Here is a 12827-nt window from a genome sequence, read left to right as displayed (position 1 = left end):
ACGCCCGATCCCATTCCCATGGCACACATGACCGATATCCGACGCGCCCGTTTTCCCGACGATCTCGATGCCGTCGTCGCCATTTTTCGCGAATACATCGGCAGCACCAGCGTCAGCCTCGATTTCCAGGACTACGAAGCGGAACTGGCCGACCTGCCCGGCAAATACGATGCGCCGACAGGCGGACTGTTCCTCGCCGTTCACGCCGGTGCCGTCGTTGGTTGCGCCGGCTTCCGCGCAGTGGACGACGAGACTTGCGAGATGAAACGCGTGTATGTCCGCCCCGTCGCGCGGGGGCAGGACCTGGGGCGCCGGCTGGTCGAGCGCATCCTGGACGAAGGCCGCGCGGCCGGCTACCGCCGTATCTGCCTCGATGTCCTGCCGGAGTTCGAAGCCGCCCGGCGGCTGTACGCGTCGCTGGGCTTCGTGCCGGCCCCGCCCGTGACCTTCAATCCCGTTGCCGGAACCCGGTTTCTCGGCATGGATTTATAGATCGCGGCGACGGCGCGCCACCATCCGGATCGAAGGGCTCGATGGCGCGTGAACGCCTCACGCATTCTGCAGCCGCGCCCCCCTCGTCCCGCCGCCGACACCCACCGCCGTGACAATGGCCAGCGCCTGGAACAGCGCGATCCCCGCAAACAGCCACCCCGGATGCCCCGCATCCATGACGAACCCGAACAGCGCCGGCCCCACGGACAGCCCCGCATCCAGCCCGGAATAGACGATCCCGTACACCCGCCCCGTCGCATTCTTCGGCGCCGCCGCGCGGATCATCAGGTCGCGCGACGGTCCCGCGATGCCCGAGAAGAAGCCGACGAGCGCCATCAGCGGCAACGCGAGCCAGCCCGGCACGACGGCGACGCCCAGCAGCAGCGCCAGCGCGGCGGCCACGGCGAACGCGATGGCGACCGTGCGGTCGTGGTCCTGCCGGCCCGCACCGATGAAGCCGCCGAGCAGCATCCCGCCCGCCGACGCCAGCATGTAGGCCGTGTACGATCCCGTCGCCAGCTCGCGCGAGATGCCGTACAGCTGCATCAGGCCGATCGAGGCAAAGGCCTGGATGCCGCCCAGCGCCACGGCCGTCAGAAAGAAGAACGCGAAGCACATCCACACGGCACGCAGGCGCAGGAACGACAAGGTGCCCTCGCCGGTCACAGGTGCCGCGGCAACGGTCGGCTTGCGTTCGGGGGCCAGGCGCGCCCGGTTCAGGACCAGGATGGCCAGCACCGCGAACGGCAGGATCGCCGCGCTGGCGAGCGCCATGCGCCAGCTGGAGAACGCGGCGACCGTCGTCATGAACAGCGGCGCCGCGGCCCAGCCGATGTTACCGCTGATGCCGTGCACGGAAAAGCCGTGCGCGAGCCGGGCGCGCGAGACGCGCTGGTTCAGCAGCGTGTAGTCGGCAGGATGAAAAATGCTGTTGCCGACGCCGGCCAGCAGCGCGCCCCCCATCAGCGCCGCATAGCTGCCCGCCACCGACAGCACGAGGACCGAGACGCCCAGCATCGTCATGCCGAAGAACAGGACGCTGCGCGCGCCGACCTTGTCGACGACGAAGCCGGCCAGCGCCTGGCCGACGCCCGACACGACGAAGAACGCCGTCAGCAGCAGGCCCAGTTCCGCGTAACTGAGGCCGAACGCGGGCTTCAGCCAGGGGAACAGTGCGGCCAGGATCAGGTGGTAGAAGTGCGACGTGCCGTGGGCGAGGCCCACCAGGGCGATCACGCGCGCGTCGGCGCGCAGGGTGCTGTCTTGTGACATATTTACTCCAGGGGAAAACGCCAGTGTAGGCAAATGGACCACGGCTGAATTACGATAGCAGGACAACTTCTATCGAGAATCGGACATCCGTGAGCATCCCCGTCGTCCACCATACGCAGCCGTTGCCCGACTGCTTCGATCCCACGCCGGCGCGGCCCGTCACCTTGACGGCGCGCGACCTGGTGGCGCTGGATAATGTTGCGCCGCACACGCACACGTTCGGCCAGCTGACCTATGCGCGCGAAGGCGTGATCCGCCTGACGGCCGCCGGCAGCAGCTGGATCGTGCCGCCGTCGCGCGCGATCTGGACGGCGCCCGGCGTCGTGCATGAGGTCACCGTGCTCGAACCCGTGCGCCTGCGTCCCGTGCGCATCCACGCCGCACGCTCGCCCTTCCCCGGTGAGGAATGCCGCGTGCTGGAAGTGTCGACCTTGCTGCGCGAACTGATCCTCGCACTGGAACAACTGCCGCAGCTGGAACCGTCGCCGCGCGCGACGCTCCTGTCCGAACTGATGCTGGACGAACTGGCGCTCTCGCCCGCGCTGCCGATCCGCGTGCCGCTGCCGCGCGACAAGCGGCTGCAAAGCCTGTGCGAACGCCTGCTCGATGAACCCGGCGCCACGCACACGCTGGCCGACTGGGCGCGCCAGGTGGGCGCGTCCGAACGCACGCTGGCGCGGTTGTTCGAACGGGAACTGGGCATGAGTTTCACCGAATGGCGCCAGCAGGTGCGCCTCGCGCACGCGGCGCCGCTGATCGCGCGCGGGATGCCGTTGGCGCGCGTGGCGGAAGAACTGGGCTATACGAGCCAATCCGCGTTTTCGCACATGTTCAGGAAGACGTTCGGCTGTTCGCCGTCGGCGTTTTTCGCGCAGCGCTGACATGCAGCACTTCTACAGGAAGGCCCTCGGCGCGTTCGTGCTGCTGCTGGCCGCCGACGCGCTGATCGCGGGTTTCTGCATCCATCGCAGCGCGCCATCCGCGTCGCTCCTGCCGCGGGATCGCACGGCGCCGCACTGGCACGCCGCCGCCATCACGGACGCCCCGTTCGGCGGCGCGTCGACGGTACGCATCCAGGACGCCACGCGGCAATCGCTCCGCTTCGACTTCCGGGTAGCGGACGCCATCCCGCATCCCTGGGCGTGGGCGGCGTTGCAGTTCGACGGGACGGCGGATCTGTCGAGGTACTCGACCGTTTCTTTCCTCGCGAAATGCACGCCCGCCAATTCGCTGATCCTCAATATCACCGTGGTCGACGAAGGTGTCGCCAAGCCCGCCATGACTTTCTTTTCCTATAACGAGAAAGGCATGCCGGTCTCGCTGGATCTCACCCGTTTGTCCATTCCGGACTGGTGGTACGACGCCGAACACGTCGACATCGCACGCCGGTCGTATGCGCTGGACCGTGTCATCAAGCTGGAATTCGGCGCCAGCCGGTACAGCCCGCACGGGCTCGATGCGCAGGTCGAGATCAGCGATCTCACGCTGCATGGCCGCGACGACCGCTACCTCGTCGCGCTGGCGACGGTCCTGGTGGCCGGCTGGACCGCCTTCGGCATCGGGTTCTTCCGGGCGCAGTCGCGCGCCCTCGGGGCGACGGTGGCAGCCCGGCTCAGGAAGGATCTGTCGTTCGTGGCATACCGCCAGTTGACCGTCGAACGGTTCGAGGACAAGGCAAAGGCCGACATCCTGCGCTTCATCGCCACCCATTACGCGCAGGCCGGACTGGACCTGGACGCTGTCGCCGCCGGCACGGGCGCGACCCGCGGCAAGGTCAATGACGTGCTCAAGACGGAACTCGGCATGTCGTTCGCCGGCTATCTGAAGAAGCTGAGGCTGACCGAGGCCGCCAGATTACTGACCGACCAGGCCGGTGCAACCGTGGCGGAAATCGCGTATTCGGTCGGCTATGCCAATGGTTCGTATTTCAACAAGGTGTTCAAGGAAGAATACGGTTGTTCTCCCAGGGAATTCAAGAGCCTGGCGCGCCGGCTGGAAATGCCTTCAGGCCATTAAAACAATCTGAGGAAATTCATGCAAATTTCTGCACACACCGGGAATTTCCGCAATAAGCGTTAGAGAGCCGCCGGGCGGATGCCTACGATCGAGGGCCAAGAACAACGATTGGAGGAGCCCATCTTGAACAGGAAATACCACATCCGAGCCGCCATCCCTGCCCTGCTCGCGGCATGTCTGTCCGGTTGCAGCGGGGGCAGCGGTGTCATCAACGCGCCCGACGTCCAGGCGGGCGCCGGCGGCGCGGCCGCAGCGGCACCCGTCCTGTCGATGCCGGCCAGCTTGAGCGTCCACGAAGGCCTGACCGCGACCTTCCTGATCCCGACGGCGACCCTGGCCGGCGGGCGCACCGCCACGTGGTCCATCGCCGGCAGCGATGCGGCGCGCTTCAAGATCGATCCCGCGACCGGCGCCCTCTCGTTCCGCCAGGCGCCGGACACCGCGCACCCCGGCGATGCCGATGGCCACAACGACTACGACCTCAGCGTACAGGTCAGCGACGGCCAGCGCACCAGCCAGGCCCCGCTGAAGATACAAGTGCTTCCGTGGAACGACGGCGGCGCGGCCGGCCTGCCGCTGCCGCTGGCGGCGAGCGACGTGGTCCGCCCCGGCGGCACCACGGGGCAGCCCGGGCTGCGCGTGCTCGACTGGGCCGGCTTCAAGGCCGCCCTGTCCTATACCTTCGACGACTCGCAGCCGTCGCAGATCGATCACTATCCGGACCTGAAGGCGCAGCGCGTCCGCGTCACCTATTACGTCAATCCGGTCGCCAACTGGTATCCCAACTACGACGCCACGTGGAAGGACGCGGTCGCGCAGGGTTCGGAAATCGGCAACCACACGACGCACCACTGCCGGGCCGCGGAACTGACCGACAACGATCCCAATACCTGCCCGGCAAGCCTGGGCAGCGCCGGGGCCGAGTTCGACGACACCGGCGTCTACATCCGCACGAAGCTCGGACAGTCCGCCGTCTGGACGTCCGCCTACCCGTTCGGCGACACGGACTACAAGGCCGCGGCCGCATCGCGCTTCCTCGTCTCGCGCGGCGTGTGGCCGGGCATGGTGGCGCCCGGCACGGGCAGCGACGCGCAGAACCTGCCGCTCGCCGAGTTCCCGGGCGACCCGTCCAAATTCGACAGCGCCGCGAACCAGGGCCGCTGGATGATCTATCTGTTCCACACGCTGCTGCCCACCACGCAGGACTGGGGCGGCGGCGTGGACATCGGCGCGGTCACCGGCAACATGGCCCATGCGAAGGCGCTGGGCACGGTATGGATCGACAGCGTGGTCAACGTCGGCGCCTACTGGCGCGGCCAGCAGTTGCTGCAGGCGGCCACGCCCACGGCGAGTGCCGGCGTGACGACCTGGCGCTGGACGCTGCCGGCCAACTTCCCGTCGGGCCGCAAGCTGCGCGTCGTGGTGAACGGCGGCACGCTGTCGCAGAACGGCAAGCCCCTGGCCTGGGATCGCCGCGGCTACTACGAGGTGTCGCTGGATACGCAGTCGCTGAGCTGGACGCAGTGACGCGTATAAAATGATTCCCCCGCGCGGGGAATCACTACATAGGCCCATGCAAGAGTTCTACAAGAAAGCGCTGGTTGCGCTCATCCTCGTCCTGGTGGCCGATGCGCTGGTCGCCTGGTTCTGCATCCGCCAAAGCCACCCGTCCGCCTCGCTCATTCCCAGGGAACGAGGCGGCGTGCACTGGCGCCCGGACGTCATCACGGACGCCATCCTGGGTGGCACGTCGACCATTCGCATCCTGGAACCGGGCCGCGCTGCGCTTCGCTTCGACTTCCGGGTCACGCCCGCCGCCAGTTATCCCTACGTGGCGGCCGAAATGCTGCTGGAAGATGGCCAGGCCAAGGCGGGACCGGCGGACCTGTCGACGTACACCACCGTCACGTTCGTCGCCCGATGCGCGCCCGCCAATTCACTGCTGTTCAGCCTGTCCACGTTCGCCCCGGGCATCTCGACGCCGGGCCTGTTTCATACCTACCCGTCGCCGCTCACCTACTTCTCCTGCAGCGAGCAGGGAACGCCGGTATCGCTGGACCTGACCCGCCTGACGATTCCTCCATGGTGGTTCCAGACGGCGAAGGTCGACCCGGCGCGCCAGTCCTACGATCTGGGGCAGGTCGGCAGATTCGTGTTCGGCGTCACCCAGAAGAGTCCGCGCGACACCGATTCCAGGGTCGAGATCAGCGAATTCACGCTGCACGGCCACGACGAGCGCTACGCCGTCGCGCTGGCGGTCATCTCGGTGATCGGCTGGGGCGCGTTCGCCGCCTGGTTCCTGCACGGACACGCGCGGGCGCTCGTCGCCAGCCTGCAGTCGCAACTGAACAACGACAGGCAGTTCGTCGCCTACCGGCAGCTGACCCTGGAACCGTTCAGGGACAAGGAAAAGGCCGCCATCCTGCACTACATCGGCACCCATTACATGAACCCCGACCTGGACATGGGCACGGTGACGGCGCGGATCGGCGCGGACCGCGACAAGATCAACGAGATCCTGAAGCAGGAGCTCGGCATGACCTTCACGGCCTACGTCAATCAATTGCGGCTGACGGCAGCGGCGCGGCTGCTGACCGACCAGGCCGGCATGCCCATCGCGGACATCGCGTTCGCGGTCGGTTATGCGAACGTCTCGTACTTCAACAAGCTGTTCAAGGAAGAATATGGCTGCACGCCCGGGGCGTTCCGGCGTCACGGAACCCGCATGGGCCTGCCGGAGCGGTGACGCCGAGCCGGCGCGCCAGACCCGTCCGGACGTCCGGCCAGTCGAGGTCGGTGATCGCGAACAGCACGCTGTCGCGCACGTGCCCGGTCCAGGTGACTCTTTCGCGCCGCAGCACGCCTTCGCGCGCGGCGCCCAGTTTCGCGATGGCGGCCTGGCTGCGCACGTTGCGCGCATCCGTCAGCAGCTCGACGCGGCGCATGCCGCTCCCGAACGCGTGCGCCAGCATCAGGTATTTCGCTTCCGCGTTGACGGACGTGGAGCGCACGTCCGGATGGATGAACGTGCCGCCGATTTCCACGGTCTGGCGCGTGGGCTTGATGTTCAGGAAGCTGGTGGTGCCGACGACGGCGCCGGTCGCGACGGCGCGGATGGCGTAGGCGATCCAGCCGCCTTGCGCCACCTGCGCGTTGAGACTGTCCCAGAAGCCGTCGAAGCCGTCGCCCTGCCCGTTGATCGCGAACAGCCGCCACGCGTCGGGGTCGCAATCGAGCGCGCTGCGCACGGGTGCACGGAGCGTCTCGTCAAAAGGTTCGAGCCGCACGTGGCGGCCTGCGAGGGGGACGGGGTTCATGTCCCCCCATGATAGCAGAGCGTTAATGAACAGACGGCTGCGGCGTGGTGATGCCCGCGCCGGCACCCCGCGGCCGGTAGGCCTGCGCGGCCTGGTGGGTATCGTCGTATTCCTTGAAGCTGGCGATCTTGCCGCCGGCGACGCGGAAGACATGGCACCAGTCGCCGCTGAACTCGGCGCCGGTGGCCTTGACGGCGAACGTGCCGTGGCCCTGCACGACCACCTGGTCATCCTGGGCGATGAAGCGGTCCGGCTGGAATTCGCGCGGTTCCTGGCACTCGGCCAGGATGCGGAAGAAATCGGCCATCTCGCTCACGCCATGGCGTTTGCCGCTGAACGGAATGCCTTCCACCTCGGGCAGTTCCCAGTCGATGTCCTGCGCGGCCAGGCCAAGCAGCGTTGGAATGTCGCCCCTGCCGTACGCGTCGTACGCCTGCTTGATCAGGCTGATGTTGGCTTGCTCGTTCATGATCCTCTTCCTGAAAGTCGATGATCGGACTTCCAGTATCGCTTCCGCGCCGGGGATTTCAAGGGTGATCAGGTGGTCACGCTGAACGGCACGCCCACGTCGTTCCACGCCTCCGCCTCTTTTTCGAACCAGGCGGCGACCGTCGGGTGCTGGCGCAGCCAGCCGCGCGGCGTCTCGATGTCGATCCGGCCCTTCATGCGCAGGCGGACGGCGTCCACGTCGCCATCCACGCGCGCGTGCATGAACACGGCGGCAAGGCGCAATGCGAGCACCGCCTTGGCCAGGTCGGGCACGCCCAATACCTCCCGCACCTTGCGCAGGTTGCCCTTCTGGCCCAGCACGATGAGGCTCATCAGCCGCTGCTCGCGCGCCGTGAATCCGGGCAGGTCGGCGTGTTCGACGATGTAGGCCGCGTGCTTGTGCGCGCCCGTGTGCGAGACTGCCTGCCCCACCTCGTGCAGCATGGCGCTGCGCAGCAGGTGGTGGACGACGGCTTCGTCCTGCGGCGCCAGCTTGTCGAACAGGGTCTTCGCGATAGCCGCCGTGCGCGCGGCGCGCTGCGCGTCGACGCCGAAGCGGCGCATGCAGTCCTGGATGGCCAGGTCGCGGCGGTCGTGGCGGTTGGCGCGCAGTTCCAGGTCGGACAGCACCCCGAGGCGCAGGCCGGCGTTAATCGCTGTCATGGCGGCAACCCCCAGCTCCTGCATCACGCCGATCAGGATCGACAGGCCGCCCGTCATCACGATCACGCGCTCGCGTTTCACGCCCGACAGGTCGAACGCGTCGACGTGACCGAGTTCGACCAGCTTGTCGCGCAGCGCGAGCAGGCTCGCCAGCGACATCGTGCCGTCGCCGATCCGGTTGCGCGAGATGACCTCGTTAATCGCGCGCATCGTGCCCGACGAGCCGTAGACCGCATCCCAGCCATGCTGGCGGTACTGGTCGGCCAGGTCCTCGAACTGGGCGCGCGCCGCGTTGACGGCCGTCTCGAACGCGTCCGCGCTGATGTGGCCACCGCGGAAATACGTGGCGCTCTGCGGATGCGTGCCGGTGCTGAACGATTCGACGATATGGATGTCGTCGCCGTGCGCCGCGATCACTTCCGTCGAGCCGCCGCCGATGTCGATCACGAGCCGCCGCCCGGTGCGCCGGCCCAGTGCGCGTGCGACGCCCATGTAGATCAGGCGCCCTTCTTCCTCGCCGGAGATGATCTCGATCGGATGGCCGATCGCCTCTTCCATGCGCGGCAGCACGGCCTGTGCATTGGTGGCCACGCGCATCGTGTTGGTCGCGACGACGCGCACCGCGTCCAGCCGGAACTGGCGCAGGATGCCGCTGAAGTCGCGCAGGGTGCGCAGCGCCGTCTCGACCGCTGCTTCGGACAGCGCATTGTCCGGGCCGAGGCCGGCCGCGAGGCGGATCGGGTCGCGCGCCGTGCGCACGATGTGGATCTGGCCCGCGATCGGCTCACCGATGTGCAGGCGGAAGGAGTTGGAGCCGAGGTCGACTGCTGCGTACATGGATGGGCTCGCGTTGAGTGGCGTTGACGGCAGTATAGCGGCCCCCGGCGCTCCCGCGTCTCCCGTTACGTCTTCAGGGAACGCCATCAACGCAGCGCCTCCTTCAGCACACGGCCTTCCGCGCCCGCCGGACGGCGTACGTGCAGGATCTGCGCCAGCGTCGGGGCGATGTCGACGACTTCCGCATAGCCGGCCTGCTCGCCCGGGCGGATCCAGCGCCTGCCCATGATCAATAACGGCACCGAGGTGTCGTACTGCCACGGCGTGCCATGGCTCGCGCCCGACGATCCGCTGCTGAAGATCGTGTACGGCGTCGTGACCACCAGCAGGTCGCCGGACAGCTGGCTGTTCCACGCCCGCTGCATCAGCGTGCCGAGGCGCGATGTCGCGGCGACGCCCTGCTCCAGCTGCGTGCGCGTGAAGACTTCCGAGATGCCCGGCTGCGTCAGCAGGAACCTGGCGGCGGCGTTTTCCACGTCGGCGCGGACGAGGCCCCTACTGACGATGGCGTCGTCGTCCAGGTGGATGTCGGGCAGCAGCGACGTCTTGACCAGTTTCGCGCCGCCGAAGCGTTCGGCCAGCGCGGCGTTCAGGTTCTCGAGCAGCGTCTTCGGATTCACGCGCAGCGCGTCCGCATGCTGCGCGCGCGCGAACTCGGCCGTGTTGGCGAAGCCGTGGTCGGCCGTCAGCACGACGAGCACGTTGTCCAGGCCCACGCGCTTGTCGAGGAACGCGAAGAATTCGCCGATCTTGCGGTCGATCTGCTGCAGGTGGTCGTGCGACATGCGGCTTTCCGGGCCGTACGCGTGGTTCACATAATCGTGGCCGGAGAGGCTCACGCCCAGCAGGTCCGGCGCGCCGGTCGGATTGCGGCCCAGCTGCTCGCCGTCGACGGCGGCCTCCGCGAACTCGAGGGTCAGTTCATCCACGGCCGGGCTCACCTTCAAGCGGCCATAATAGTCGGCGGCCGGCTTGCCGCTCTCGCTGTAGAACATGAAAGGAAAACGGCCCGGCCTGGACGTCGTCGCTTCCGGGTACGGGGCGTCGTCCGCGTAGGCCTTGTCGTCCAGCAGCGGCTTCCACGACTTCGCATAGTAGCGGTCCTGCGGTTTCGAAGCGCGGAAGCGTTCGACCCAGGCCGGATGCTTGTCCATGTAATAGGTGCTGCTGGCAAAGTCACCCGTCTTGTCCATGAACATGTACGCGGTGCCCGTCTTGCCCGCGAGCAGGATCGCGCCGCGGTCCTTGCCGGACACGGTCACGACCTTGCTGCGGTTGCCGGTGGCGTAGCGCAGCTGGTCGCCGAGCGTGTCCACGCGCAGGTTCGCGGGCGACGTGCCGTCGTGCGGGTCCGTCTCTTCGTCGATGTAGTGGTAACGGGTGTCCTCGGTGCAATAGACCTGCTTGCCGTCCGCAGCGATCCAGTTGTTGCCGATGATGCCGTGCCGGTAAGGATACGCGCCGGTCAGCACGGCCGAGTGGCCGATGGCCGTCACGGTGATGCCGTGCGCCTGGTGCGCATCCGTGAACGACGCGCCCTGCTCCAGCAGCCGGCGCAGGCCGCCGGGGCCGAACTGGTCGCGGTAGCGCTGGACCTGCTCGGCCGGCAGGCCGTCGATGACCATCACGACCACGAGCTTCGGCGGCTTCACCTGCGCGGCGGCCTGGCCGGACGCCGCCGGCCTGTCGGCGCCCGCGGCGGGGGCCAATGCGGGCAGCCACAGCGCGGAACAGGTGATCAGGGTGAGCGAAGTCTTCAGCCAGGACGGTCTCATGCGGTCGGTCTTTCTGTCGGGTTGCTGGTGTTGGCAATCGTACATTGTATTAAGGCCAGATGTCAGTTCCGTGACAGGCAGGTCACCCGGCGAAGTGCGCCGCCAACCCCAGCGCCCGAAAACGCTCGAGGACGAAATCGACGAACACCCGCGTCTTGGCGGGCAGCAGCCGCCGGTTCGAATAGTAGAGGAACAACGGCCCCGTCTCCGCATACCAGTCCGGCAGGATGCGCACGAGGCGCCCGTCCGCCAGCAGCGGCCCAGCGTGCGGCGCGGGCAGCAGCGCGATGCCGAGACCGGCGGCGGCCGCATGCGCCATCGCTTCCGGATCGTCCAGCACGGCCACGGGCCGCGGATCGTAAGGCGCCACGCGGCCCGCGTCATCGCGCAGCGTGAGTACCTGCAGCCGGCCCGTGCGGATCGAGCGGCGCGCGATGCCGTCGTGCGCGGCCAGGTCGTCCGGATGCATGGGCGTGCCGCGTCGGGCCAGGTAGTCGGGCGACGCCGCGAGCACGATGCGCACCCGCGCCAGCTCGCGCGCGACGACACCCTGCGGCAGCTCGACGCCGCCACCGATCGCGACGTCGAACCCTTCCGCGATCAGGTCGACCTGGCGGTTATCGAAGTGCAGGTCGGGCAGCACCTCGGGATAGCGGCGGCGGAATTCCGCCAGCATCGGCACGAAATGCATGCGCCCGACGGCCGGCGCCATCGCCACCTTCAGCGGCCCCGCGGCGCGGTTGGCGCCCTGGCGCACGACGGCCATCGCGTCCTGGATGCGGTGCCAGGGCTCGGCCACCTCGCGCAGCAACTGCTCGCCCTCCTCCGTCAGGTTCAGCTTGCGCGTGCTGCGCCGGAACAGGCGCACGCCCAGGTTCGCCTCGAGCCGGGCCACGTTCTTGCTGACACCGGCCGGCGTCAGGCCGAGGCGGCGCGCAGCCGCCGAAAAGCCGCCGTCCTCGGCGCTGTAGATGAAGGAATCCAGATGCTCCATGGTCGACCTTTAACTGAGGGTTGAAAGTCTTGTGCTTATTGACCGGCTAGTTTGAACCGGGAGTTGGAATGATACTGCAGACATCAACCACCCCAACCGAATGGAGAGCATCATGGCAAACACGAACCTGAACGACAAAGTCGCCTTCGTCACCGGCGGATCGCGCGGCATCGGCGCCGCCATCGTGGAGCGTCTTGCGCGCGACGGCGCGGCGGTCGCCTTCACCTACCAGTCATCGGACGCCGCCGCGCAGGCGCTGGCCGGCCGCATCGAAGCGGCCGGCGGCCGGGCCCTCGCGCTGCGCGCCGACGTGGCCGATGCGCAGGCGCTCGCCGCCGCCATCGACACGGCCGCGCGCAAATTCGGCCGACTGGACATCGTCGTCAACAACGCGGGCGTCTTCCTCGGCGGCCACGTGACGGAATTCTCGCTCGCCGACTTCGACAAGACGGTCGCCGTGAACGTGCGCGCCGTGTTCGCCGCGGCGCAAGCGGCCGCGCGCCACCTGCCGGACGGCGGCCGCATCATCAACATCGGCAGCACGAACGCGCTGCGGATGCCGTTCGCCGGCGGCGCGGTCTACGCGATGAGCAAGTCGGCCCTCACCGGCCTCGTAAAAGGGCTGGCGCGCGACCTGGGGCCGCGCGGCATCACCGTCAACAACGTGCTGCCGGGGCCGGTCGACACGGACATGAATCCGGCCGACACGGATTTCGGCAAATCGCTGCACGGCTTCATGGCCCTGCCGCGCCACGGCCGGCCGGAAGAAGTCGCGGCGATGGTCGCCTGGCTGGCGAGCCCGGAAGCGAGCTTCGTCACGGGATCGGACCTGGCGGTCGACGGCGGCTTCGCAGCGTAAAACCGGGGTCAGAGCCTGACCCTTCCCCACATATTTTTCTTGTAGGTGGACGGGGTTGCTGTTAGCTTCCGGTGAAAAAAGCTGGTGCATGCATAGCTGTGTTAGCCCTCTCT

At 67.8% G+C, this 12827-nt stretch carries 12 protein-coding genes; 6 read left to right on the top strand and 6 right to left on the bottom strand.

Features of this window, described 5'->3' with window-relative positions:
* The first annotated feature begins 27 nt into the window (after nucleotides 1-27).
* Nucleotides 28-492, top strand: a complete 465-nt coding sequence (locus ASD28_RS18175) for a GNAT family N-acetyltransferase (RefSeq protein WP_056131136.1) — start codon at nucleotides 28-30, stop codon at nucleotides 490-492.
* Between the two features lie 57 nt (nucleotides 493-549).
* Here ASD28_RS18175 and ASD28_RS18170 read toward each other — a convergent pair whose 3' ends face one another.
* On the bottom strand, nucleotides 550-1764 hold the full coding sequence (locus ASD28_RS18170) for an MFS transporter (protein WP_056131133.1): 1215 nt from the start codon (nucleotides 1762-1764) through the stop codon (nucleotides 550-552).
* 89 nt (nucleotides 1765-1853) lie between these two features.
* Here ASD28_RS18170 and ASD28_RS18165 point away from each other — a divergent pair, with 89 nt between their 5' ends.
* From ASD28_RS18165 to ASD28_RS18150, 4 genes are all read left to right on the top strand, one after another.
* Complete coding sequence (locus ASD28_RS18165) at nucleotides 1854-2645, top strand: helix-turn-helix domain-containing protein (RefSeq protein WP_056131130.1); 792 nt, start codon at nucleotides 1854-1856, stop codon at nucleotides 2643-2645.
* Nucleotide 2646: 1 nt separating this feature from the next.
* Nucleotides 2647-3780, top strand: coding sequence for an AraC family transcriptional regulator (locus ASD28_RS18160; protein WP_056131127.1), 1134 nt, complete (start codon nucleotides 2647-2649; stop codon nucleotides 3778-3780).
* A gap of 123 nt (nucleotides 3781-3903) precedes the next feature.
* The gene (locus ASD28_RS18155; RefSeq protein ID WP_056131125.1) at nucleotides 3904-5307 is read left to right on the top strand and encodes a polysaccharide deacetylase family protein; all 1404 of its coding nucleotides are present in this window, start codon (nucleotides 3904-3906) and stop codon (nucleotides 5305-5307) included.
* Nucleotides 5308-5353: 46 nt separating this feature from the next.
* Entirely contained in the window at nucleotides 5354-6526 is a 1173-nt protein-coding gene (locus ASD28_RS18150; protein ID WP_056131122.1) for a helix-turn-helix domain-containing protein, read from the top strand.
* Here the strand turns inward: ASD28_RS18150 and ASD28_RS18145 are convergent.
* From ASD28_RS18145 to ASD28_RS18125, 5 genes are all read right to left on the bottom strand, one after another.
* Nucleotides 6453-7097 carry a GNAT family N-acetyltransferase gene (locus ASD28_RS18145; RefSeq protein ID WP_082577303.1) on the bottom strand — a complete coding sequence of 215 codons (645 nt, stop codon included), beginning with the start codon at nucleotides 7095-7097 and terminating at the stop codon, nucleotides 6453-6455. The genes ASD28_RS18150 and ASD28_RS18145 overlap by 74 nt on opposite strands.
* 22 nt (nucleotides 7098-7119) lie before the next feature.
* On the bottom strand, nucleotides 7120-7566 hold the full coding sequence (locus ASD28_RS18140; protein ID WP_056131120.1) for a nuclear transport factor 2 family protein: 447 nt from the start codon (nucleotides 7564-7566) through the stop codon (nucleotides 7120-7122).
* Nucleotides 7567-7634: 68 nt separating this feature from the next.
* On the bottom strand, nucleotides 7635-9086 hold the full coding sequence (locus ASD28_RS18135) for a Ppx/GppA phosphatase family protein (RefSeq protein ID WP_056131116.1): 1452 nt from the start codon (nucleotides 9084-9086) through the stop codon (nucleotides 7635-7637).
* 86 nt (nucleotides 9087-9172) lie between these two features.
* Entirely contained in the window at nucleotides 9173-10861 is a 1689-nt protein-coding gene (locus ASD28_RS18130) for an alkaline phosphatase family protein (protein WP_082577321.1), read from the bottom strand.
* Between the two features lie 82 nt (nucleotides 10862-10943).
* Nucleotides 10944-11855 carry a LysR family transcriptional regulator gene (locus ASD28_RS18125; protein ID WP_056131111.1) on the bottom strand — a complete coding sequence of 304 codons (912 nt, stop codon included), beginning with the start codon at nucleotides 11853-11855 and terminating at the stop codon, nucleotides 10944-10946.
* Between the two features lie 112 nt (nucleotides 11856-11967).
* Here ASD28_RS18125 and ASD28_RS18120 point away from each other — a divergent pair, with 112 nt between their 5' ends.
* Entirely contained in the window at nucleotides 11968-12714 is a 747-nt protein-coding gene (locus ASD28_RS18120; protein WP_082577322.1) for an SDR family oxidoreductase, read from the top strand.
* Nucleotides 12715-12827: the final 113 nt, after the last annotated feature.

This window comes from Massilia sp. Root133 (genome assembly GCF_001426525.1).
GTDB classification, from domain to species: Bacteria; Pseudomonadota; Gammaproteobacteria; order Burkholderiales; family Burkholderiaceae_D; genus Telluria; species Telluria orientalis.
Note: the sequence above shows the minus strand (reverse complement) of the source record. Positions and strands in the feature narration are given on the sequence as shown.